This window comes from Methylobacterium sp. WL6 (genome assembly GCF_008040095.1).
GTDB lineage: Bacteria > Pseudomonadota > Alphaproteobacteria > Rhizobiales > Beijerinckiaceae > Methylobacterium.
This window is the reverse complement of record NZ_VRVH01000066.1, coordinates 1-21,180: the sequence shown is the minus strand read 5'-3', so window position 1 is coordinate 21,180 and position 21,180 is coordinate 1. Positions and strand designations below refer to the sequence as shown.

Annotated in this window: 25 protein-coding genes; 13 read left to right on the top strand and 12 right to left on the bottom strand. The window is 71.1% G+C overall.

The window, feature by feature from the left end; genetic code table 11:
- The 3 genes from FV230_RS11680 to FV230_RS11670 all read right to left on the bottom strand — a co-directional run.
- The coding region (locus FV230_RS11680) for a pilus assembly protein TadG-related protein (protein WP_246694831.1) at window positions 1-201 on the bottom strand (201 nt) is incomplete at its 3' end.
- Entirely contained in the window at window positions 198-638 is a 441-nt protein-coding gene (locus FV230_RS11675; protein WP_147842513.1) for a TadE/TadG family type IV pilus assembly protein, read from the bottom strand. The genes FV230_RS11680 and FV230_RS11675, both read right to left, overlap by 4 nt.
- A 107-nt stretch (window positions 639-745) precedes the next feature.
- Entirely contained in the window at window positions 746-2,851 is a 2,106-nt protein-coding gene (locus FV230_RS11670) for an EAL domain-containing protein (RefSeq protein WP_147842512.1), read from the bottom strand.
- 175 nt (window positions 2,852-3,026) lie between these two features.
- On the opposite strand from FV230_RS11670, the gene FV230_RS11665 reads away from it, so the two are divergent.
- Window positions 3,027-3,959 (top strand): alpha/beta hydrolase, encoded by a 933-nt coding sequence (locus tag FV230_RS11665; protein WP_147842511.1) that lies wholly within the window; start codon window positions 3,027-3,029, stop codon window positions 3,957-3,959.
- Between the two features lie 111 nt (window positions 3,960-4,070).
- Complete coding sequence (locus FV230_RS11660) at window positions 4,071-5,291, top strand: ABC transporter substrate-binding protein (protein WP_147842510.1); 1,221 nt, start codon at window positions 4,071-4,073, stop codon at window positions 5,289-5,291.
- A 235-nt stretch (window positions 5,292-5,526) separates the two neighbouring features.
- Here FV230_RS11660 and FV230_RS11655 read toward each other — a convergent pair whose 3' ends face one another.
- The 3 genes from FV230_RS11655 to FV230_RS11645 all read right to left on the bottom strand — a co-directional run bounded on the left by FV230_RS11655 (window position 5,527) and on the right by FV230_RS11645 (window position 7,545).
- The gene (locus FV230_RS11655; RefSeq protein WP_147842509.1) at window positions 5,527-6,654 is read right to left on the bottom strand and encodes a beta-ketoacyl-ACP synthase; all 1,128 of its coding nucleotides are present in this window, start codon (window positions 6,652-6,654) and stop codon (window positions 5,527-5,529) included.
- Window positions 6,651-7,142, bottom strand: coding sequence for a 3-hydroxyacyl-ACP dehydratase FabZ family protein (locus FV230_RS11650; protein WP_147727327.1), 492 nt, complete (start codon window positions 7,140-7,142; stop codon window positions 6,651-6,653). Before FV230_RS11650 ends, FV230_RS11655 begins: the two co-directional genes overlap by 4 nt.
- A 94-nt stretch (window positions 7,143-7,236) precedes the next feature.
- Entirely contained in the window at window positions 7,237-7,545 is a 309-nt protein-coding gene (locus FV230_RS11645; protein ID WP_147727326.1) for an acyl carrier protein, read from the bottom strand.
- 241 nt (window positions 7,546-7,786) lie between these two features.
- Here FV230_RS11645 and FV230_RS11640 point away from each other — a divergent pair, with 241 nt between their 5' ends.
- Complete coding sequence (locus FV230_RS11640) at window positions 7,787-8,890, top strand: AI-2E family transporter (protein WP_147842508.1); 1,104 nt, start codon at window positions 7,787-7,789, stop codon at window positions 8,888-8,890.
- A 95-nt stretch (window positions 8,891-8,985) separates the two neighbouring features.
- Here the strand turns inward: FV230_RS11640 and FV230_RS11635 are convergent, their stop codons facing one another.
- Together FV230_RS11635 and FV230_RS11630 are read right to left on the bottom strand one after the other, a co-directional pair.
- Complete coding sequence (locus FV230_RS11635; protein WP_147727324.1) at window positions 8,986-9,669, bottom strand: metal ABC transporter permease; 684 nt, start codon at window positions 9,667-9,669, stop codon at window positions 8,986-8,988.
- A gap of 138 nt (window positions 9,670-9,807) precedes the next feature.
- Window positions 9,808-10,494 carry a YafY family protein gene (locus tag FV230_RS11630; RefSeq protein WP_147842507.1) on the bottom strand — a complete coding sequence of 229 codons (687 nt, stop codon included), beginning with the start codon at window positions 10,492-10,494 and terminating at the stop codon, window positions 9,808-9,810.
- A gap of 73 nt (window positions 10,495-10,567) precedes the next feature.
- Here FV230_RS11630 and FV230_RS11625 point away from each other — a divergent pair, with 73 nt between their 5' ends.
- Window positions 10,568-11,170 carry a glutathione S-transferase family protein gene (locus tag FV230_RS11625; protein WP_147842506.1) on the top strand — a complete coding sequence of 201 codons (603 nt, stop codon included), beginning with the start codon at window positions 10,568-10,570 and terminating at the stop codon, window positions 11,168-11,170.
- 106 nt (window positions 11,171-11,276) lie between these two features.
- Here FV230_RS11625 and acnA read toward each other — a convergent pair whose 3' ends face one another.
- Entirely contained in the window at window positions 11,277-13,988 is a 2,712-nt protein-coding gene (acnA, locus tag FV230_RS11620) for an aconitate hydratase AcnA (protein WP_147727321.1), read from the bottom strand.
- A gap of 267 nt (window positions 13,989-14,255) precedes the next feature.
- Window positions 14,256-14,675, bottom strand: coding sequence for a hypothetical protein (locus tag FV230_RS30720; RefSeq protein WP_243988096.1), 420 nt, complete (start codon window positions 14,673-14,675; stop codon window positions 14,256-14,258).
- Here FV230_RS30720 and FV230_RS11610 point away from each other — a divergent pair.
- From FV230_RS11610 to FV230_RS11570, 9 genes are all read left to right on the top strand, one after another.
- Complete coding sequence (locus FV230_RS11610; RefSeq protein WP_147842505.1) at window positions 14,674-14,898, top strand: TraY domain-containing protein; 225 nt, start codon at window positions 14,674-14,676, stop codon at window positions 14,896-14,898. The two genes, FV230_RS30720 and FV230_RS11610, sit on opposite strands and share 2 nt — an antisense overlap.
- Window positions 14,882-15,151, top strand: a complete 270-nt coding sequence (locus FV230_RS11605; RefSeq protein ID WP_147727319.1) for a type II toxin-antitoxin system RelE/ParE family toxin — start codon at window positions 14,882-14,884, stop codon at window positions 15,149-15,151. The genes FV230_RS11610 and FV230_RS11605 overlap by 17 nt, the downstream gene beginning before the upstream one ends.
- 35 nt (window positions 15,152-15,186) lie before the next feature.
- A complete protein-coding gene (ccmA, locus tag FV230_RS11600; RefSeq protein WP_147842504.1) occupies window positions 15,187-15,834 on the top strand; it encodes a heme ABC exporter ATP-binding protein CcmA in 648 nt (215 codons plus the stop codon).
- Window positions 15,831-16,499 (top strand): heme exporter protein CcmB, encoded by a 669-nt coding sequence (ccmB, locus tag FV230_RS11595; RefSeq protein ID WP_147842503.1) that lies wholly within the window; start codon window positions 15,831-15,833, stop codon window positions 16,497-16,499. The genes ccmA and ccmB overlap by 4 nt, the downstream gene beginning before the upstream one ends.
- Before the next feature lie 130 nt (window positions 16,500-16,629).
- On the top strand, window positions 16,630-16,977 hold the full coding sequence (locus FV230_RS11590) for a DUF4189 domain-containing protein (protein ID WP_147728617.1): 348 nt from the start codon (window positions 16,630-16,632) through the stop codon (window positions 16,975-16,977).
- A gap of 214 nt (window positions 16,978-17,191) precedes the next feature.
- Window positions 17,192-17,992, top strand: coding sequence for a heme ABC transporter permease (locus FV230_RS11585; RefSeq protein ID WP_147842502.1), 801 nt, complete (start codon window positions 17,192-17,194; stop codon window positions 17,990-17,992).
- A 55-nt stretch (window positions 17,993-18,047) separates the two neighbouring features.
- Window positions 18,048-18,524, top strand: coding sequence for a VOC family protein (locus FV230_RS11580; RefSeq protein WP_147842501.1), 477 nt, complete (start codon window positions 18,048-18,050; stop codon window positions 18,522-18,524).
- 24 nt (window positions 18,525-18,548) lie between these two features.
- The gene (gene ccmD / locus FV230_RS11575; RefSeq protein ID WP_147728614.1) at window positions 18,549-18,701 is read left to right on the top strand and encodes a heme exporter protein CcmD; all 153 of its coding nucleotides are present in this window, start codon (window positions 18,549-18,551) and stop codon (window positions 18,699-18,701) included.
- Entirely contained in the window at window positions 18,698-19,291 is a 594-nt protein-coding gene (locus FV230_RS11570; protein ID WP_147728613.1) for a DsbE family thiol:disulfide interchange protein, read from the top strand. The genes ccmD and FV230_RS11570 overlap by 4 nt, the downstream gene beginning before the upstream one ends.
- A gap of 72 nt (window positions 19,292-19,363) precedes the next feature.
- Here FV230_RS11570 and FV230_RS11565 read toward each other — a convergent pair whose 3' ends face one another.
- Window positions 19,364-19,972, bottom strand: coding sequence for a septation protein A (locus FV230_RS11565; RefSeq protein WP_147842500.1), 609 nt, complete (start codon window positions 19,970-19,972; stop codon window positions 19,364-19,366).
- A 107-nt stretch (window positions 19,973-20,079) separates the two neighbouring features.
- A partial coding sequence (gene ftsY / locus FV230_RS11560; RefSeq protein WP_147842499.1) for a signal recognition particle-docking protein FtsY occupies window positions 20,080-21,180 on the bottom strand: 1,101 nt, incomplete at its 5' end.

Genomic DNA, 21,180 nt, shown 5'->3' with positions numbered 1-21,180 from the left:
CGCGTCGGCCCCGCCGCCGCCGGCGGCGGCCAGCATCGCGGCGATGTCGACGGCACCCTGCGCCTTGCGCTTGGCCTGCACCACCATGCCGAGATCGATCCCGACCGCGGCCGCGCCCATCAGCGCGGTGGCCCCGAGCGCCACCAGAACCGCGACCGAGCCGCCCCGGGCCGATCGCAGGTCGCGCGCCCGGCGGCTCACAGCCCGCCCCGGCGCACGCTGACCGTGCTGGTGAAGATGTCCGGCGGCAGCGGGACCAGCTTGCCGAGGGACTTCAGCCCGAGCCCGGAGGAATCGTAGGTGAGCGTGACCGTGTAGACGGTGGCGTCGCTCGGGCTGGTGCCGACCGAGACCCCGACGCTGCCGGCCTTGAACATCGCGCTGGCGGCGAGGCTGCGCTGCACCACCGCCTGGGCGAGGGAGGCGCGCTCGCCGTCGCTGACGCCGGCGACCGAGGCGCGTGCCGCCTCCGCCGCGATATCGCGCAGGGTGTGCGCGGCGCCGAGATAGATGCCGAAGGCGGAGATGCCGGCGAACAGCAGCAGCAGGAGCGGCGTGACCAGCGCGAACTCGACCGCCGCGTTTCCGCCGCGGCAGGCCGCCAGCCTTCCGCCCCCGCGTCCCGCCCTCGTTCCCATCGCACGCGATCCCATGAGCTTGCATCGCAAACCGGCTATGCAACCTACCGTATGGGTTTCGGCTTAAGGAAAGATGTAAATACAATCCGGAGTTGTATATGCCGGTCTCAGGCTGCGGCGGCTTCGTCGCGCGCGGCCGTCAGCATCGCCGTGATCTCGTCGGCCGTGCGCGGCCGGCTGAACAGGAAGCCCTGCATCTCCTGGCAGCCCTCGGCCCGGACGGCGGAGAGCTGTTCCTCGGTCTCGATGCCCTCGACCAGCGTGGTGATGCCGAGGCTGGTGCCGAGGCTCACCAGGGCGCGGATGATCGCCCCGGCCTCGGTCGCCTTCCCGGCATCCTGGACGAAGGACCGGTCGATCTTGATCTTGTCGAAGGGGAAGCGGCGCAGGTAGGTCAGGCTCGAGTAGCCGGTCCCGAAATCGTCCATCGAGATGCGGATGCCGGTCCGGCGCAGCAGATGAAGGGTCTCGAGGTTGGCCTCGGTGTCGTCGAGCAGGACGCTCTCGGTGATCTCGAGCTCCAGCCGGTCGGACCGCAACCCGCTCGCGGCCAGGGCGAGCAGCACCGTCTGCGCGAAGGTGCGGTGGCGCAGCTGCACGGCCGAGACGTTGACGGCGACGCTGATCCCGCCCGGCCAGGCGACGGCGTCGCGGCAGGCCCGGTTCAGCACCCATTCCCCGAGGGCGACGATCAGCCCGGTCTCCTCGGCCACCGGGATGAAGGTGGCCGGCGGGATCAGCCCGCGCTCCGGATGGCGCCAGCGGACCAGGGCCTCCAGGCCGGTGACCCGGTTGCTGTCGAGGTTGACCAGCGGCTGGTAATGCACCTCGAACATCCCGTGCTTCAGGGCATCGGCGAGGTCGCGCTCGATCGCGCGGCGGACCTCGGCGGTCTCGTCCATCGCCGCCTCGAACAGGCAGGCGGTGCCGCGGCCTTTGCCCTTGGCGTGGTAGAGCGCCGTGTCGGCGTTCTTGAGCAGGCGGTCGATGTCGTCGGCCGCCTCGTCGGCGATGGCGATGCCGACGCTCATGCCGATCTCGACGGTGTAGCCGTCGAGATCGTAGGGCGTGCTCACCATCTCGATCATCCGCTCGGCCAGGGCCAGCGCGCCGGCCGCGTCGGCGACGCGGTGCAGCACCGCGAACTCGTCCCCGCCGAGGCGCGCCACCAGGTCGCCGGTGCGGACACGCGCGCAGAGCCGTTCGGACACCGCGCGCAGGAGCGCGTCGCCCGCGCCGTGCCCGTGCGTGTCGTTGACCGCCTTGAACCGGTCGAGGTCGAGGCAGAGGATCGCGAGCCGCGTGGTCTCGCCCGCACGCCGCGGCTTGCCGAGCATGCTGAGGCCGTGCTCGCGCAACGCCGTGCGGTTGGGCAGGTCGGTGAGCGCGTCGTGGCGCGCCATGTGCGCGATCCGCGCTTCGTTGCGGCGGCGCTCGGTGATGTCCTCGAAGGTCGAGACCCAGCCGCCGTCCTCGATCGTCCGATAGCACACGGCGAGGATCCGGCCGTCGGCGAGCTCGCGCTGGATCGGCTTCGGGTCCGGGTCGAGCAGGGCCTGGCGCGTGCCCTCGCACAGGACGTCGACGGTGGTGCCTCCGCGATAACAGCCGGCCGCCACCAGCATCGCGCAGATCTCGCGCTGGGACATCCCGATCCGCAGGGCCTCCGGTGCCAGGCCGAAGATCTCGCAATAGCGCTGGTTGTAGACGACGAGGCGCGCCGCCTCGTCGAACAGGCACAGGCCCTGGGTCATGTTGCTCAGCGCCGCCTCGAAGCGCTTGTTCTGCTCCACCAGGCTGGCGTGCGAGGTGCGCAGCTCCGCGAGCGCGTCGGCGAGGGCACTGCGCGCCTGGCCCTCGGAGCTGATGTCGGTGCCGGTGCCGCGATAGCCGCAGAAGGTCCCGTCCGGCGCGACGACGGGCTCGCCGCTGATGCGGAACCAGCGCACGTGGCCGTCGGGATGGGCGTAGGGATAGATGAAGCCGGTGAAGGCCTGCCGCCGGTCGAGCGCCGTGAAGTAGGGCTCCCAGAAGCTGCCGTCGCCGCCGTTCGCGGCGATCGTCATCCGCGACGTGCCGGTCAGCGCGCCGGCGGTTCGGCCGAGGAAGCGTTCCACCTCGGGAGACAGATAGGTGAAGTTCTGCGCGGCATCGGTCTGCCAGACCCAGTCGGAGTCGATCCTCGCGAGCTCTTCCAGGGTTTGAACGGGCATTCGGGCACCATCAGTCGTGATGCTACCCTCTACGACAGGGATTAAGATTTTATTCGCATTCCCTGCCGCGCGTGGGCGCATCGCCGCCGGAGCCCGACGCCCCTGAGCGCGTTTGACGCTGGCGCGCGACGCCGCCACCCGCGGGTCGCGATCGGCGAAGGTTGGAGCAAGGCCCATGTCGAGCGGTGGCGACGATCTGTTTCCCGAGTTCGAGGCGCTGTGGACCGAGGCGGCCTGGGGCAAGGCCTTCGCCCGCGTCGGCGGCCCAGCGGATGCGCCGCCGCTCCTGCTGCTCCACGGCTTCCCGCAGAGCCACGCGCTCTGGCACCGCATCGCCCCCGACCTCGCCCGCGACCACCGCGTGATCTGCCTCGACCTGCCGGGCTACGGCTGGTCGGCCGCTCCAGAGGGCGATCCGGCCCACGACGGCTACTCCAAGCGCCGGATCGGCGCCGCCATCGTCGCGCTGATGGAGCGGATCGGCCATGTCCGCTTCGCGCTCGCCGGGCACGATCGCGGCGCGCGGGTGGCCTACCGCCTCGCCCTAGACCAGCCCGCCCGCGTCTCGACGCTCGCGCTGCTCGACGTCGTGCCGACGGCGGTCCAGTGGGAGCGGATCGAGGCCGCGCCGGGCGCCAACCCGCACTGGCCGTTCCTCGCCGAGCCGGCCCCGAACCCGGAGACCGCGATCGGCAGGGATCCCGACGGCTATTTCCGGACGCTGATCGCCGGCTGGACGTCGGCCAAGGACCTCTCGGCGTTCGACCCGCGCGCGCTCGACCTCTATGCCCAGGCCTGGTCCGTGCCCGAGCGCATCCATGCGATGTGCGAGGATTACCGCGCGGGCGCCGGCCCCGACCGCGCGGCCGACCGGGCCGACATCGCCGCCGGGCGGACCTTGGCGATGCCGGTCCTCGTTCTCGCCAGCAGCCGCTACCTGGATCGCGACAAGCCGGAGACGGCGCTCGCGGCGTGGCGGCGGACGCTGGCGCCGAACGCGGTCGGCGCCGAGATCGAGTCCGGCCACTTCCTGGCCGAGGAGAACCCGGCCGCGACCCTCGCGGCGCTCCGCCCCTTCCTCGAGAATGAAGCTCCGCGCAAAGCGTAACACGGAGGGCGACGCCCGCCGTGGTTGCGCGGCCGCCCTTCGCCTAGCATGCGCCCCGGACCGCCCGAACGGCGGCCGATCGACAAGATCACGTCTTCCGGGAGGATACGCATGACCAAGGGACAGGTCCGTCTCGCGCTGGCGGTCGCGCTCGCCGCGCTCGCCGCACCCGCCGCCGCGCAGGGCTTCTCGGACGGCGTCGTGAAGATCGGTATCCTCAACGACCAGTCCGGCACCTACGCCGAGTTCGGCGGCCGCTCCTCGATCGAGGCGGCGCGGATGGCGGTCGAGGATTTCGGCGGCTCGATGAACGGGACGCCGATCGAGCTCGTCTCCGCCGACCACCAGAACAAGCCCGACATCGCGTCGGGCATCGCGCGGCAATGGTACGACCGCGACAACGTCGACGCGATCATGGAGCTGACGACCTCGTCGGTGGCGCTCGCGGTCCAGGGCCTGTCGAAGGACAAGCGCAAGATCACCATCACCACCGGCGCGGCCACCGCCGACCTCACCGGCAAGGCCTGCACGCCCTACGGCTATCACTGGGCCTACGACACCCACGCGCTCGCGGTCGGCACCGGCGGCGCCCTGGTGCAGCAGGGCGGCGACACCTGGTTCATGCTGACCGCCGACTACGCCTTCGGCTATTCGCTGGAAGCCGAGATCGCCCGCTACGTCACCTCGAAGGGCGGCAAGGTGCTGGGCAACGTCCGCCATCCGCTCTCGGCGCAGGACTTCTCCTCGTTCCTGCTCCAGGCGCAGGGCTCCGGCGCCAAGGTGATCGGGCTGGCCAATGCCGGCCTCGACACCTCCAACAGCATCAAGCAGGCCGCCGAGTTCGGCATCGTCGAGGGCGGGCAGCGGCTCGCGGCGCTGCTGTTCACCCTGGCGGAGGTGAAGGGTCTCGGCCTCAAGGTCGCGCAGGGCCTGACGCTCACCGAGGGCTGGTACTGGGACCTCACCGACGAGACCCGCGCCTTCGGGCAGCGCTTGATGAAGCGCACCGGCAAGATGCCCAACATGATCCACGTCGGCACCTATTCGGCGGTGCTGCAATACCTCAAGGCGGTGAAGGCCGCCGGGACCGACGAGACCGAGGCGGTCAACACGCTGCTGCACACGATGCCGGTCGACGACGTCTTCGCCAAGGGCGGCAAGGTGCTGCCGAACGGGCGCATGGTCCACGACATGTACCTGTTCGAGGTCAAGAAGCCCGCCGAATCCAAGGGCGAGTGGGACCTCTACAGGAAGCTCGCCACCGTGCCCGGCCCGGAGGCCTTCGCCACCGCCGAGGCCAGCGGCTGCCCGCTGACGACGGCGGCGAAGTAGGACCGGAAAGCAGGGACGAAGCGGCCGACCCGTGGCGGCCGACTCCCATCCCCCCTTGATCCTGAGGTGCGGCGCGAGCCGCCGCGAAGGAGACCTCGAAGGAGACCTTGAGGGATCGCGCGTCGGCGGGAGGCCTCCTTCGAGGGCCGCCGAGGCGGGCGCCTCAGGATGAGGCGGCGGGTCGGAGTGGCCCTTGCCGAAGGCGCATCGGGGAGACTGTCGCGACGGCCGCCGCTCAGACGGCCATCAGGCGCAGAACGCCCTCGCCGCGGCGGTGGCCCACGGCGGTGACCGCGACCTCCGACAGGCCGCGATCGGCCACGAGCCCGGCGGCCAGGGCGGCCCCGAACGGCGCCGTCACCTCGAGGCCGTGGCCGATCAGGTCGCCCAGCGCATGGACCGGCCGGTCGGGCGCCAGGGCGGACAGGCGCGCGTGCTCCTCGCCGGTGATCGCCGCGACGCCGGTGGCGCCGGAGACGACCGCTTGCGCCTGCCCGATCCCGGCCTGCCGCCACAGGGCGTCGAGGCTGGTCGAGACGCTGCCGGGCGCGCGCCGGGTGCGGTCGCTCGCGACCGGTCCGAGGCGGGCGAGCGCCCGCGCCCCACGGGCCGCGGCGGTCTCGGCGGCTTCGAGCATCAGGAAGGCCGCGCAGCTGCCCAGGATGAACCCGGGTGCGTCCTCGCGGGCGAAGACCGCCGCGTAGTCGGGCTTGCGCAGGAAGCCGCCCATCTCGTGGACGACCATCACGTCCGGCCGCTCGGCGCTGTAGGACCCGCCGACCAGCATCGCGTCGATCTGGCCGGAGGCGATCCGCGCCTGGCCGATGCGCAGCGCGTCCACGCCGGCCGCCTCCTCGCCCATGAAGGTGCGCGACGCGCCGCTGACGCCGTGGACGATGGCGATGTTGCCGGCGAGCAGGTTCGAGAGCTGCGCCAGGAATAGCGTCGGCCGCAAGTCGTTCTGCAACCGTTCGTTGAGATAGGCGCCGGGATCGGCGGCATCGCGCAGGCCGGTGAGGATCGCCCCGTCGACCGCGTAGTCGCGCTCGCCGCCGCCGGCCGCGACCACGAGGTGGAGCGCCTGCTTGAAGGCGTCGTCGTCCTTCACGCCGGCCGAGTCGAGGGCGAGCCCGGCGGCGTAGACGCCGAGGCGCTGCCACGCCTCCATCTGCCGCTGGTCGGACTTCTTCGGGATCTGACCGTCCCAGGCGAGCGCCGGCGCCGGGTGGACGGGATAGGGCGCGAACGTCGTCGCGTCGGTCCGCGGCGGCGTGCCGGCCGCGAGCGCGTCGAGATGGGCGGCCAGGCCCTCGCCGGCACAGGAGACGAGGCCGATCCCGGTGACGACGACGGCGCGGCTCATGCGGGTTCTCCTGCCGGGGCCTCCGCCGGATCCCCGTCCATCACCAGGCCGATCTTCGCGGTGCGCGCGCGCATCAGCGCGTCGAGCCCGTCCGGGAACGGCATGGTGCGGAAGCGGAGCTCGGCATCGGCCAGGAGCTTGCCGTCGTGGCGGATCGCGGCCTTGGTCACGGCGTAGCCCGAGCCGTCATGCTCCAGGCTCGCGGTGACGCTGAGCGTCGCCCCAGGGCCTACGAAGGAGCGGAAGCGCGCCTTGTCCACCGCCATCAGGAACGGCATCTGCGCGAAGTTCAGGTGCGCGAGCACGAGGTAGCCCGAGGCCTGCGCCATCGTCTCGGTGAGCAGCACGCCAGGAACCAGCGGATGGCCGGGGAAGTGCCCTTCGAAGACCGGGCTCTCCATCGGCACCTGGGCCAGGGCCTCGATCCGGCCGGCGGCGCGGTCGAGGCTCACCACGGAATCGATCATCTCGAAATATTCGAGGCGCATGGGCTGCCGATCCGCAGGCTTTCGGAGGGTCGTTCGGTCCGGGCGTCGCCGCCCGGGTCTTGCCGGTGCCGGTCTCGGTGCCGAGACCCCGGGATCAGACCTTGGCGGCCTTCTCCGCGACCAGCGCGTCGATGCGGGCGCAGAGGTTCTTCAGCACGAAGTACTCCTCGGCCGGGACCTTGCCCTCGTTGACTTCCTGGGTCCAGCGCTCGAGCGGCAGCTTGATCCCGAAGGCCTTGTCGACGGCGAACGCGATGTCGAGGAAGGCGAGGCTGTCGATGCCGAGATCGTCGATCGCGTGGCTCTCGGGCGTGATCTTCTCGCGCGGGATGTCGGCGGTGTCGGCGATGATGTCGGCCACGCGCTCGAAGGTGGCGGTGCCGGTGCTGGGCTGGTCTGACATGCGTTCTCGCCGAATCGGGATTGGTGCGACGGGCCGCCGCCGGTGCTCGACGCGGCGCCCCCATCCGCACGGCCCAGTGGCGGAGGGCGCCGCGCGCCGCCCCGTCATGTGGCCGCGACCTCTACACGAGGGGGTCCGGCCCGGCAACCGTGCCGCCCCCGGGGCCCGGATTCCGCGTATGGCAAAGGTCCCGCGGCGGCCTACATGAGCGCGCGGCGGATCGCGCCGGAGGACCCGCCTGATGGACCAGACGCTTCGCACCGAACACGCGCCGCCGCTTCCGCCGGTGGAGAAGGCCAGGGGCCAGGGCGTCGCCCGCGTCGTGCTGGTGCTGGCGCTCGCCGCCCTCGGGCTCTGGATCCTGTCCGGCTTCCTGCCGGCGCTGGCCTGGGCGGTGGTGCTCGCGATCGCGCTGTGGCCGCTCTACGTGCGCGTCGAGCGGCGCTTCCCGCCGGGCGGACACAACGTCGTGCTTCCGCTCGTCGCGACGCTCCTTGTCGCCCTCGTCTTCCTCGCGCCGCTCGTCGTCCTCGGCATCCAGGCGGCGCGCGAGGCCCACGACGTCCTCGACTTCGTGCGCGCGGCCGAGAAGGACGGCATTCCGGTGCCGGACGTCGTCAACCACCTGCCCTACGGCGCGGCGCAGGCCTCGGCGTGGTGGAGCGCCAACCTCAGCCATCCGGATGCCGGGTCCGACATGCTGCGCAGGCTCGACAACGATTCGGTGATCGGGGTGTCGCGCAACGTCGGCAAGGAGGTGGTGCACCGCATCGTGCTGTTCGGCTTCAGCCTGGTCGCGCTGTTCTTCCTGTTCCGCGACGGCCGCACCATCCGCGATCAGGTCCTCGTCGCCTGCAACCGCCTGTTCGGGCCGCGCGGCGAGCGGGTCGGCCGGCAGATGGTCGCCTCGGTGCACGGCACGGTCGACGGCCTCGTCCTCGTCGGCCTCGGCGAGGGCGTCGTGCTGGGCATCGTCTACTACTTCGCCGGCGTGCCGCACCCGGTGCTGCTCGGCGCGTTCACCGCGGTCGCCGCGATGATCCCGTTCGGCGCCGCGCTCGCCATCGCCATCGCGGCGCTGCTGCTGGTGGCCGCCGGCTCGGTGAAGGCGGCGGTGATCGTGGCCGTGGCCGGCTTCGTCGTGACGTTCGTGGCCGACCACTTCGTGCGCCCGGCGCTCATCGGCGGCACGACCAAGCTGCCGTTCCTGTGGGTGCTGCTCGGCATCCTCGGCGGGGTCGAGACCTTCCACCTGCTCGGCCTGTTCCTCGGCCCGGCGGTGATGGCGGCGCTGATGCTGCTGTGGCGCGAGTTCACGGTCGGCGCGGACGCGAAGGCCCCCTGACATGCGAACGGCCGCGGGATTCGAGGTCCCGCGGCCGTTCGGACATGACCAGTCAGGCGCGGCGGCACGGACCCGCGTGCCGCCGGCGCCCGGGATCACATCGGCGGGGTGAGGCCGTCCTTGCCGACGGCGATCAGCTTGCCCTCGATCTTCGATCCGGCCTTGTCGACCACGGCGAAGATCTTCGATCCGGGCATCAGGATCGCCTTGTCGGCCGGCTCGAAGGCGACGATCGGCGCGGTCGGCGGCACCTCGATGGTCTTGGCCGCACCGTCCTTGCCGTAGCCGACGGTCAACGTCTTCGTGCCGGAGGCGCCGGCCGTGTCGGCCTTCACCGTGCCGTTGGTCATCGCGCTCTTGACGCGCGGCGTGCCCGACTCGGCCTTGACGGTGCCGTTGGTCATCGAGCTCTTCACCGCCGTGCCGCCCGCGGCGGTGTGGTCGGTGATCGAATCCCAGCCGTAATGGCCCTCGCCGGTGCCGCGCATCGACTCGGGGAACAGCACCACCTCGAGCGCCGTCATCGGGTTCTCGCCCTTGGTCGCGGTGCCGATGAAGACGCCGTCCTTGATCTGGTCGAGGCTCGACTTCACCACCCAGGCGAACTTGGCGCCGCCGACGTCGACGGTCTCGGTCGCGCCGTCGACGGTCTTGATCGTCACCATGCCGCCGTCGGCCTTCTCGATCGTGCCGCGGACGCGCTCCAGCGCCTGGGCCGAGAGGGCGGCGCCGGACAGGGTCATCAGGCCGGCAAGGGCGAGGACATTCAGGGTCTTCATGGGGCATCTCCCGGTTGTGGTCGGGAGGTTATGGGGCGGCGGCGGCCGCAAAACACCCTTGCGCACAATCTATTCGCGGTCGCTGGCTCTTATTTCTGGCTCAGACGCGCATCGCCCGGCCGGCGGGCCCGGCCCGCATCATCCGCGGCGGCCGAGCTCGGCGACGTAGCTGCGCAGCAACGCCACCCGTCGCGGGTGGAAGCTGGTGCCGGCCGGTTCCGCCGCCGCGATGCGGTCGGCGCGGAACATGCGGAACGCCGCGCGCAGGCAGCACCAAGCCAGCACCGTCATCTTGTCGTCGAGGTAGACGATGGAGAGCGGCAGGATCGTCCGCACGGTCGTCGCTCCGTCCTTGTCGGCATAGCGGATGGTCACCGCCTCCTCGCGCCAGCACCCGGTGCGGATCGTCGTCATGTCGAAGGTCGCCGGGTAGCGCGTCCCGAAGCGGCGGACCTGCGACACCGCGTGGAGCAGGTGCTGCTCGCGCCGGTCGGACAGCGTTGCCGCGACCTTCGCCAGCACCGAGGCGGCGGCCTCCGCGAGCGCCGGGTCGCCCATGTGGCGGACCTCACCGAGACCCAGCACCAGGGCCTCGATCTCGATCCGGTCGAAGGTCTGCGGCGGCAGCGCGACGTCCTCGACGAGGCGATAGCCGTAGCCGCGCTCGCCCTCGATCCCGGCGCCGGCCGTGCGCAGGCTGTCGATGTCGCGATAGATCGATCGCAACGACACCCCGGTCTCCTCGGCCAGCCGGGCCGCCGTCACCGGCGCCGGCAGGACGCGCATCGCATGCAGCAGTCGGAGCAGCCGGTCGGCTCGGGCCATCGTGCAACTGACGGAAACTGGCAGGAGACCTTGGCTAGACCATCCCCTGCCGACCCGCCAGCAGGAGATCGCCGTGATCACGCTCTACCATTCCCCCAACAGCCGCTCGACCCGCATCGTCGCCCTGCTCAAGGAGCTCGACGCCCTCGACGACGTCCGGATCGAGCGGGTGACCATCCCGCGCAGGGACGGGTCGGGGATCCGCGATCCCGGCAACCCGCATCCCGAGGGCAAGGTGCCGATGCTCGACCACGACGGCACGCTGGTCCGCGAATCGAGCGCCATCGTGCAGTACCTCGCCGAGCTGTTCCCGAAGTCCGGGCTCGCCGTCCCCCACGGGCATAGGCAGCGCGGCGCCTATCTCGGGTGGCTCGCCTGGTACGCGGGCGTGCTGGAGCCGGTTCTGGTCGTCGAGGCCGCCGGGCTGGATCACCCGTTCCTGACGCAGACGTTCCGGAACGGCGCGGAGGCCAGGGCACGCCTGGCCTCCGCACTCGCCGGCGGCCCGTTCCTGCTCGGGGACCGCTTCACCGCGGTCGACCTGCTGCTGCACTCGCCCTTCGCGTGGTTCGGCAAGCCCGGCGTGCCGGCCATCGATGCCTGGGTCGATCGTTGCACCGCGCGGCCCGGCGCCGCCTTCGCGGCGGCGTTCGACGCGGCGCAGGCGGCCGCCTGATCCGACCGGCACGCACCGCATGAAAAGAGCCGCCGCGGGACGGACCCGCGGCGGCTCGACGACGTGTCGTGAGGCCGGGCGACCCAAGGACCGCCCGACCCGAGCTTCAGGCTGCGAGCGAGCGCAGCACGTAGGGCAGGATCCCGCCGTTGCGGAAGTATTCCAGCTCGTCCAGCGTATCGATGCGGCAGGTCAGCGGCACCTCCTGCTTGGTGCCGTCGGCCGCGGTGATCTCGGCCGTCAGGGTCTGGCGCGGCTTCAGCTCGCCGGCGAGGCCCTTGATCGTGACGGTCTCGTCGCCCTTGAGCCCGAGCGAGGCCCACGAGGTCTCGCCCTGGAACACCAGCGGCACCACGCCCATGCCGACGAGGTTCGAGCGGTGGATGCGCTCGAAGCTCTCGGCCACGACCGCGCGCACGCCGAGCAGCTTCGTGCCCTTGGCCGCCCAGTCGCGCGACGAGCCGGTGCCGTACTCCTTGCCCGCGAAGACCACGAGCGGGGTGCCGGCCTCGGCGTATCTCTGCGCCGCGTCGTAGATGTACATCTGCTCGCCCGAGGGCTGGAACAGGGTCCAGCCGCCCTCGACCACCTGGCCGGCGGGATCGCGCACCATCTGGTTCTTGATGCGGATGTTGGCGAAGGTGCCGCGCATCATCACCTGATGGTTGCCGCGGCGGGTGCCGTACTGGTTGAAGTCCTGCACCCGGACCTGATGCTCCTGCAGGTAGGCGCCGGCGGGCGAGGCCGCGCGGATGTTGCCGGCCGGCGAGATGTGATCGGTGGTGATCGAGTCGAGGAACAGGCCGAGGATGCGGGCGTCCTGGATGTCGGTGATCGGCGCCGGCTCCTTCTGCATCCCCTCGAAGTAGGGCGGGTTCTGCACGTAGGTGGAGCCGCCGTTCCAGGCGAAGGTCTCTGCCTCGGTGACCTCGACCCCCTGCCAGTTCGCGTCGCCGGTGAAGACGTCGGCGTAGCGCGACTTGAACAGCGCCGAGGTGATGTTCGCCTCGATGAACTGCGCCACCTCGGCCGTCGTCGGCCAGATGTCCTTGAGGTAGACCGGCTGGCCGTCCGAGCCGGTGCCGAGCGGCTCGGTGGTGATGTCGATCTGCATCGAGCCGGCGAGGGCGTAGGCGACGACGAGCGGCGGCGAGGCGAGGTAGTTCGCCCGCACGTCGGGGTTCACGCGGCCCTCGAAGTTGCGGTTGCCCGAGAGCACCGCCGCGGCCACGACGTCGTTGTCGTTGATCGCCTTCGAGATCGCGGCCGGCAGCGGGCCGGAATTGCCGATGCAGGTGGTGCAGCCGAAGCCGACGAGGTTGAAGCCCAGCGCATCGAGCGGCTGCTGCAGCCCGGCCTTCTCGAGGTACTCGGCGACGACCTGCGAGCCCGGCGCCAGCGAGGTCTTCACCCAGGGCTTCGAGCGCAGGCCCTTGGCCACCGCGTTGCGGGCCAGCAGCCCGGCGCCGATCATCACCGACGGGTTCGAGGTGTTTGTGCAGCTCGTGATCGCCGCGATCACTACGTCGCCGTGGCCGATGTCGTAGTTCGCGCCCTCCACCGGGTAGCGCTTGGCGATGTCGGCCGCCTTGCGGAACTCGGTCTCCATCGAGCCGGCGAAGCCGGGCTTGGCGGCGTCGAGCAGCACCCGGTCCTGCGGGCGCTTGGGGCCGGCGAGCGAGGGCCGCACGTCGCCCATGTCGAGCGCGAGCGTGTCGGTGAAGACCGGGTCGGGGGTCTGGGCGTCGCGCCACATGCCCTGCGCCTTGGCGTAGGCCTCGACCAGCGCGATGCGCTCGTCGGTGCGGCCGGTGACCTTCAGGAAGTCGATGGTCTTGCGGTCGATCGGAAAGAAGCCGCAGGTCGCGCCGTATTCGGGCGCCATGTTCGAGATCGTGGCGCGGTCGGCCACCGCCATCTCGTCGAGGCCGGGGCCGTAGAACTCCACGAACTTGCCGACCACGCCCTTCTTGCGCAGCATCTGCGTGACGGTGAGCACGAGGTCGGTGGCGGTGGTGCCCTCGGGCAGCTTGCCGGAGAGCTTGAAGCCGACGACCTCGGGGATCAGCATGGACAGCGGCTGGCCGAGCATCGCGGCTTCCGCCTCGATGCCGCCGACGCCCCAGCCGAGCACGGCCATGCCGTTGACCATGGTGGTGTGCGAATCGGTGCCGACGAGCGAATCGGGATAGGCGATCTCGGAGCCGTCCGAGGCGTCGGGGTCCCGCTTCGTCCACACGGTCTGCGACAGGTACTCGAGGTTGACCTGGTGGCAGATGCCGGTGCCGGGCGGGACCACGGAGAAGTTGTCGAACGCCGACTGGCCCCACTTGAGGAAGGTGTAGCGCTCGCCGTTGCGCTCGTATTCCAGCGCGACGTTGTCGGCCAGCGCCTTCGGCGTGCCGAACTCGTCGACGATCACCGAATGGTCGATCACGAGGTCGACCGGCACCAGCGGGTTGATCTTCTGCGGGTCGCCGCCGAGGGCCACCATCGCGTCGCGCATCGCGGCGAGGTCGACGACGGCGGGCACGCCGGTGAAGTCCTGCATCAGCACGCGGGAGGGGCGGAAGGCGATCTCGGTCTCGGTCTTGCCGCGGTTGTCGACCCAGGCGACCGTCGCCTCGATGTCGCCCTTCCTGACCGAACGGTCGTCCTCGTAGCGCAGGAGGTTCTCGAGGATCACCTTCATCGAGAACGGCAGGGCCGTGGAGTTGGCGAGCCCGTTCTTCTCGGCCTCGGGGATCGAGTAGTAGGTGTAGGTCTTGCCCGCCGCCTGAAGCGTCTGTCGGGACTTGAAGCTGTCGATGGAAGCCACGGCTGGTCTGATCCTCGCTGGCGTTTGTCGAACACGCGCAGGCATAACCCGCGCCACGAAACCGGTGTTCGGCCTGACTGCGCTCGCAGGGAGCGCGCGCCGCCCCGGGGGTGCCCGGGCAGGAGGGTGCGCGAGGAGCGAATTGGACGCTCGAAGGTCGCGCGGCGCAGCCTGGGGACCGTATAGAACGATTCGAATTTGCCCGCTACCGGGTCGCGGGTGACAGTGCCGCGAGGCTGTCCGCCCGCGTCCTCGGTCCCGTCCGGCTCAGGCGGCGGCTTCCGGCGCCGGGCCGCCGAAGCAGCGCCGCACCGCCGCCCAGAACGCGGCCTGCTCGTCCGCGGTGCAGCGCGCGACCCGCGCCTCCACCATCGCGCGGCCGGCGAGCGCGTCGGGATCCCGGGCCATTTCGGCTTCGGTGCGGACCCGCGGGTCGTTCACGCGCAGCTTCGCGGATTGCGACGGCTTGGTCATGGCGACATCCTCCGTGTCGGCGGTGCGTCCCGGCGTCCCACGATCGCGGAACGCCGCTTGCCCGATGACGGTGAGGTTGCGCGGCTCCTTCGTCTTGCGCAATCGGGCAAGGCGGCGCGGGTGTCGTGGGCTCGTCGTGCAAGAGGGCTTGGTGCCGAGAATGGACGGATGCGCGCCGCCATCGTAAGCCTGACGCGCCTCGGAGACTTCCATGCTCGCCCTCGACCTGCCGCCGGAGATCGAACGCCGCCTCGACGCCCTGGCCCGACGCACCGGCCGCAGCGCGGACGATCACGTGCGTGAGGCGATCCAAGACCACCTCGACGAGATCGAGGACGTCGAGCTTGCGGAGAGCCGGGTCGCAGCCCTGAAAAGCGGCGAGAGCCGGACCGTCACGCTGCAGGCGGTGATGGATCGGCATGGCTTGTCGGATTGAGTTCGAACGGTCCGCGGAACGCGAACTCGATAGGCTCGATCGTGAGGCCGCCGCGCGGATTCTCCGTTTCCTGCGGGATCGCCTGTCGCCCCTGGACGATCCGAGAAGCCTCGGTGAGGCGCTCAAAGGTTCGCGGCTGGGCGGCCTCTGGAAATATCGGGTCGGCGATTACCGGATCATCGCTGCGATCGACGACGCGACCGTCAGGGTCGTCGTGGTACGGATCGGCCACCGGCGCGCGATCTACCGGTAGATCGAAGCGTTTCATTCTCTGAACAGGCAACCTTCGTGCGGCTGACCGTCGATGCCCTCTGCTGCCGCCGCTCGGGGCGAAAAATCTTCTCCGGGCTGACCTTCGCCATCGGCCCGGGCGAGGCGATCACCGTCACCGGCCGCAACGGCGCGGGCAAGTCGAGCCTGCTCGCGATCCTGTCCGGGCGGCTGCGGCCGGATTCGGGCCGGCTCACCGTCCACGACATGGGCGAGGCGGCCCTGCCCGAGTGCCTGCACGCCGTCGGCCATCGCGACGGGCTGAAGAGCAGCCTGACGGCGGCCGAGAACCTCGCCTTCGCGCAAAGCCTTCTCGGGACGAAGCGGCTGAGCCCGCGGGCGGCGCTCGACCGGCTCGGCCTCGCCCACGCGCTCGACCTGCCGGTCGCCTACCTGTCCGCCGGGCAGCGGCGGCGGGTGGCGCTGGCGCGGCTCCTCGTCTGCGCGCGCCCGCTCTGGCTCCTCGACGAGCCGACGGCCGCCCTCGACACCGCCTCGCAGGGCGTGCTCGCCGGTCTGATGGCCGAGCACCGGGCGGCCGGCGGCCTCGTCATCGCCGCCACCCACCAGGCCCTCGGGCTCGAGGACGCGCGCAACCTCCACATCGCGCAGGCCGCTCCGCGGGCGCCCGAGCCGGCGGACGACGCGGAGGAGGCGTGGGCGTGATCCGCATCCTCGCAGCCCTCGTCGCCCGCGACCTGACGCTGGCCTCCCGCGTCGGCGGGTCGGGCATGCTGTCGCTGGTCTTCTTCCTGATGATCGTGGCGCTGGTGCCGTTCGCCCTCGGGCCGGACCTCAACCTGCTTTCGCGGATCGGCCCGGCCATCCTCTGGCTCTCGGCGGTGCTGGCGACGCTGATCGGCCTCGACCGGCTGTTTCAGGCCGACGAGGAGGACGGCTCGCTGGACCTGATGACCGCCGCGCCGGTGCCGCTTGAGCTCGTGGTGCTGGCCAAGGTGATCGCGCACTGGATCACCACCGGGCTGCCCCTGGCGCTGGCCTCGCCGCTGTTCGGCCTGCTCGTCGCGCTCGACGGGACCGCCATGGCCGCGACCGCCCTGACGCTGCTCGTCGGCACGCCGGCGCTGACCTTCGTCGGCGCGGTCGGCGCGGCGCTCACCGCCTCGATCCGCCGGGGCGGCCTAATCCTCGCCGTGCTGGTGCTGCCCTTGATGATCCCGACGCTGATCTTCGGCGTCTCGGCCGCGCAGTCGGCCCTCGGCGGCACCGTCCCCTTCGCCACCCCGCTGATGATCCTGTCCGGCCTCAGCCTGATCGCCGCGCTGGTCGGCACCTTCGCGGCGGCGGCGGCCCTGCGCTGGTCGGAATGAGGGCGGGACGCTCGCGCAAGAGATCGGAACGGTCGTGCAATTTCCTTTGCGCCGCCCTGCCTTATCAGACGGCTGGCAGCGGCGGCGCGAAGGGTTCGGCCGCCCTGTCAAGCTCGATGGGGACGTAACGATGAAGACCCTGATGTCCGCGCTGCTCCTGGCGCTCCTCGCGACCGCTCCCGCCGCCGCGGCCGGCGCCTTCGCCGTGGACACCGAGGAGGGCCAGAAGGCCGGCGACGAGGGCTACGGCATCGGCTGGGGCGATTCGCGCGAGGCCGCGGGCGCCGCCGCGATGCGCCAATGCGCCAAGATGGGCAACGACAACTGCAAGGTCGTCGCCCGCTTCGACGCCTGCGGCGCCTACGTCTCCAATCGCACCACCTACGGCGTGGGCTGGGGCCGGACCGAGGCCGCCGCCAAGGAGATGGCCTTCGACAAGTGCCCCAGCTGCAAGCTCGTCCTCTCCGAGTGCGAGTGACCGTTCCACCCTGCGACGCCGCACGACGGATCGGCGGCCTCCAGGGGTGATTGATCGACCGCTGCGTCCGCCGACCGGGCTCACCGGGCGGCGCATGCGGCGACATCGACGCCTGCGCGCGTTGAGGGCTCATGCCGCCGGTGCCCGCGCCGAGCGAGGCTGCGCCAGACGTGCGCATTGCCGCTGCACCGCACCCCGGGCTAAGACATCGCCCATGTCGACGCCCCTGTGGACGCGCCTGTCCAACCCGAGTCACTTCATGCGCTGGTCCGGCACGCTGGTGCCGTGGCTCGCCGCGATCTCGACCGCGATCCTCGCGCTCGGGCTCTACCTGTCCTGGTTCGTCGCCCCGCCCGACTACCAGCAGGGCGAGACCGTGCGGATCATGTTCATCCACGTGCCGGCGGCCTGGCTCGGGGTGTTCTTCTACGCGTCGATGAGCCTGTCGGCGGTCGGCACCCTGGTCTGGCGCCATCCGCTCGCCGACGTGGCGCAGCGCGCCGCCGCGCCGATCGGGGCGGCCTTCACCCTGATCTGCCTCGTCACCGGCTCGCTCTGGGGCAAGCCGATGTGGGGCACCTACTGGGTCTGGGACGCGCGGCTCACCTCGATGCTGATCCTGTTCCTGATCTACTGCGGCATCATCGCCCTGTGGCGGACGATGGAGGACCCGAACCGGGCCGCCCGCTCCGTCGCGATCCTGACGCTCGTCGGCGCGATCAACCTGCCGATCATCAAGTTCTCAGTGAACTGGTGGTCGACCCTGCACCAGCCGGCCTCGATCCTGCGCATGGGCGGCTCGACCATCGACCCGTCGATGCTCTACCCGCTGCTGGTGATGATCGGCGCCGCCACCCTCGGCGGCACCACCCTGCACCTCTATGCCATGCGGACCGAGATCATGCGCCGGCGCGTGCGGACCCTGACGATCCGCGAGGCCGAGCGCCTCGATGCCGGGTCGACCGTGACGACCTCGGACGCCGGGCGCGACCTGCCGCTCGGCCAGGCCGTCTGATCGCGAGACGCGCCCGCGTGCGGCGTGCCCCGCATCCCGGAAGGAGACGCGGCCCATGAAGACGGTGAGAACCTGCCTCTGGTTCGGCACCGATGCGGAGGCGGCGGTGCGCCGCTATGTCGGGCTCGTGCCCGATTCCCGCATCGATCACATCCAGCGCGCGCCGAGCGCGTGGCCGGGCGGCGCCGCGGGCGACGTGATCCTCGTCGCGTTCACCCTCGGCGGCCAGAGCTTCCAGGCGCTGAACGGCGGCACGCCGGTCGAGTACGGCATGGCGGCGTCGATCTCCGTCTCCTGCGCCGATCAGGCCGAGGTCGACCGGCTCTGGGCGGGCCTGACCGCCGACGGCGGCACCGCGATCATGTGCGGCTGGCTCCGCGACCGCTGGGGCATTCCCTGGCAGGTTGTGCCGGAGGTGCTTCCCCGCCTCCTGGCCGACCCGGACCGCGCCGTGTCCGCCAGGGTCTTCTCGGCCATGCAGGGCATGATCAAGCTGGACGTCGCCGCCCTCGAGCGGGCGGCCCACGCATGAAACCGATCCGGATCGCCTGAACCCATGACCTTCGACCTCGGCAGCCACGGCGGCTTCATCCTCGCCTCCTACGCGTTCACCGCCCTGGTGATGGCGGCCCTCGTCCTCAACGCGATCCGCGACCGGCGGGCCCAGAGGCGGGCGCTGGCCCAGCTCCAGCCGGAGGATCGCCGGTGAGCGTCGAGGCCCCTCCGGAGCCGGTCCGCCGCTCGCTCCTCGTCGTCGTCCCGGTGCTGGCCTTCGCGGTGCTGGCCGGCGTGTTCTTCCTGCGCCTGCGCTCCGGCGTCGATCCGGCCGCCCTCCCCTCCGCGCTGATCGGCAAGCCGGTGCCGAGCTTCGCGCTCCCGGCGGTGCCCGGCCTGACCGCGGACGGCAAGCCGGTGCCGGGCCTGTCGAGCGCCGACCTGAAGGGCGGCGTCACGGTGCTCAACGTCTGGGCCTCGTGGTGCGCGCCGTGCCAGGTCGAACATCCGATGCTGATGCGGCTGGCGCGCGAGCCCGGCATCCGGCTCGTCGGGATCGACTACAAGGACGCGGCCGAGAACGGGCGCCGCTTCCTCGCCAAGAACGGCGTCCCGTTCCAGGCGGTGGGCCACGACGAAACCGGCCGCGTCGGCATCGATTTCGGGGTCTACGGCGTGCCCGAGACCTTCATCATCGGCCCGGACGGCGTGATCCGCGACAAGCTCGTCGGCATCGTCACGCCGGAGAACCTCGCGGACGTGATCGCCAAGATCCGGGCGGCCGGGAAGGTGGCCGCGAAGTAGGAAGGGACGGTCCTCACCGGCCCGGGCGGGCCGTCCGCCGAGCCGGCGGCGCCGGTTCGGCTTGCGCCCGATTCAAGCGTCGGTCTTCTTGCGCTCGTAGCGCGTGAGCAGGGGCGTCTGGGCCAGCGCGAACACCACGGTCAGCGGCATGATGCCGAAGACCTTGAAGTTCACCCAGAAATCCTCGCTCTGGGTCCGCCACACCACCTCGTTGATCAGTGCCAGCGCGAGGAAGAACAGGCCCCAGCGGAAGGTCAGCTTCCGCCATCCCTCCTCGGTGAGCGAGAACACCGAGTCGAGCACCACCGAGAGCAGGGACTTGCCGAAGGCGAGCCCGCCGAGCAGCACCAGGCCGAACAGGGTGTTCACGATGGTGGGCTTCACCATGATGAAGGTCTTGTCCTGCAGATAGAGGGTCAACCCGCCGAACACGACCACCACCACGCCCGAGACCATCGGCATGATCGGCAGCCGGCGCACCAGGGCGAAGTGCACGGCGAGCGCCAGCACCGTCGCCGCGATGAACACCCCGGTCGCCACGAACAGCTTCTGATCGGCGGCGACGCCGAAGCGCTCGGCATAGGCGTTGCCGAGGAAGAAGATCACCAGCGGCCCCATCTCCAGGGCGAGCTTCAGGGCCGGCGGCAGGTGGCGGTGCGGGGGGACGGATTCGATCTGCATGCGTCTGGCCACGGAATCCGAGCGGTCCGTCACGTCCCCGAACGGTCCGTCACGTGAGGGCGTCTCTACCGACGGGGAATGGTGAGGTCTACCGGAGGCGATCGGCCTCAGCCCTTCTCCAGCCCCGCGATCGCCCGCGCGAAGTCCCGTGCCGCGAACGGCTCCAGGTCGTCGACGCCCTCGCCGACGCCGATGAAGTGGACGGGCAGGCCGAACTTCGCGGCGAGCGCGATCAGGATGCCGCCGCGCGCGGTGCCGTCGAGCTTGGTCATCACCAGGCCCGAGACCGGCGCGGCCTTGGAGAACAGCTCGACCTGCGACAGCGCGTTCTGGCCGACGGTGGCGTCGAGCACCAGCAGCGTGGCGTGCGGCGCTTCCGGGTCGCTCTTGCGCAGCACGCGGATGATCTTCTCGAGCTCCGCCATCAGGCCGGCCTTGTTCTGGAGCCGGCCGGCAGTGTCGATCAGGAGCACGTCGGTGCCCTCGGCCTTGGCGCGCTTCAGGGCGTCGAAGGCCAGGCCCGCCGCGTCCGCGCCCTGCGCCCCGCTCACCACCGGCGTGCCGGTGCGCGCACCCCAGACCTTGAGCTGCTCGATGGCGGCCGCGCGGAAGGTGTCGCCCGCCGCAAGCATCACCGAGCGCCCTTCCGCCTTGAGGCTGAGGGAAAGCTTGCCCAGCGTCGTGGTCTTGCCGGCGCCGTTCACGCCGATCATCAGGACCACGAACGGCTTCTTGGCGGCGTCGATCACCAGGGGCTTGGCCACCGGCTCCAGCGCGCGCTCGACCTCGGTCGCCAGGATCGCCCGGACCTCGTCGGGGGAGATGCCCTTCTCGTAGCGGCCCTTGCCGACGGCCTCCGAGATCCGCGTCGCGGTCTCGACGCCGAAATCCGCCTGGATCAGCGCGTCCTCCAGGTCCTCCAGGGTGTTGGCGTCGAGCTTGCGCTTGGTGAACAACCCGGTGACGCGGTCGGACAGGGCCGAGGAGGTCCGCTTCATGCCCGAGGTCAGCCGGGTCCACCAGCCGCGCTTCTCCGGCTCCGCCTCGGCCGGCGCCGCGTCGTTGACGGCGTCGTGGGCGAGGGAGGCGGCGACGTCGACCGGCTGGATGTCGGGCGCGCTGGCCGCCGCACCGGTCACGGTCTCGGTCCCGGTCGCCGGTTCCCGGGCGACGGTGGTGGCGTCGGCCGGCCCCGCGCCGTGGGCCGG

Bases quoted from the DNA above. Each gene is read 5' to 3' on its own strand.
- FV230_RS11675 (WP_147842513.1), bottom strand. From the start codon at position 638: ATGGGAACGAGGGCGGGACGCGGGGGCGGAAGGCTGGCGGCCTGCCGC.
- FV230_RS11670 (WP_147842512.1), bottom strand. From the start codon at position 2,851: ATGCCCGTTCAAACCCTGGAAGAGCTCGCGAGGATCGACTCCGACTGG.
- FV230_RS11665 (WP_147842511.1), top strand. From the start codon at position 3,027: ATGTCGAGCGGTGGCGACGATCTGTTTCCCGAGTTCGAGGCGCTGTGG.
- FV230_RS11660 (WP_147842510.1), top strand. From the start codon at position 4,071: ATGACCAAGGGACAGGTCCGTCTCGCGCTGGCGGTCGCGCTCGCCGCG.
- FV230_RS11655 (WP_147842509.1), bottom strand. From the start codon at position 6,654: ATGAGCCGCGCCGTCGTCGTCACCGGGATCGGCCTCGTCTCCTGTGCC.
- FV230_RS11650 (WP_147727327.1), bottom strand. From the start codon at position 7,142: ATGCGCCTCGAATATTTCGAGATGATCGATTCCGTGGTGAGCCTCGAC.
- FV230_RS11645 (WP_147727326.1), bottom strand. From the start codon at position 7,545: ATGTCAGACCAGCCCAGCACCGGCACCGCCACCTTCGAGCGCGTGGCC.
- FV230_RS11640 (WP_147842508.1), top strand. From the start codon at position 7,787: ATGGACCAGACGCTTCGCACCGAACACGCGCCGCCGCTTCCGCCGGTG.
- FV230_RS11635 (WP_147727324.1), bottom strand. From the start codon at position 9,669: ATGAAGACCCTGAATGTCCTCGCCCTTGCCGGCCTGATGACCCTGTCC.
- FV230_RS11630 (WP_147842507.1), bottom strand. From the start codon at position 10,494: ATGGCCCGAGCCGACCGGCTGCTCCGACTGCTGCATGCGATGCGCGTC.
- FV230_RS11610 (WP_147842505.1), top strand. From the start codon at position 14,674: ATGCTCGCCCTCGACCTGCCGCCGGAGATCGAACGCCGCCTCGACGCC.
- FV230_RS30720 (WP_243988096.1), bottom strand. From the start codon at position 14,675: ATGGAAGTCTCCGAGGCGCGTCAGGCTTACGATGGCGGCGCGCATCCG.
- FV230_RS11605 (WP_147727319.1), top strand. From the start codon at position 14,882: ATGGCTTGTCGGATTGAGTTCGAACGGTCCGCGGAACGCGAACTCGAT.
- FV230_RS11590 (WP_147728617.1), top strand. From the start codon at position 16,630: ATGAAGACCCTGATGTCCGCGCTGCTCCTGGCGCTCCTCGCGACCGCT.
- FV230_RS11585 (WP_147842502.1), top strand. From the start codon at position 17,192: ATGTCGACGCCCCTGTGGACGCGCCTGTCCAACCCGAGTCACTTCATG.
- FV230_RS11580 (WP_147842501.1), top strand. From the start codon at position 18,048: ATGAAGACGGTGAGAACCTGCCTCTGGTTCGGCACCGATGCGGAGGCG.
- ccmD (WP_147728614.1), top strand. From the start codon at position 18,549: ATGACCTTCGACCTCGGCAGCCACGGCGGCTTCATCCTCGCCTCCTAC.
- FV230_RS11565 (WP_147842500.1), bottom strand. From the start codon at position 19,972: ATGCAGATCGAATCCGTCCCCCCGCACCGCCACCTGCCGCCGGCCCTG.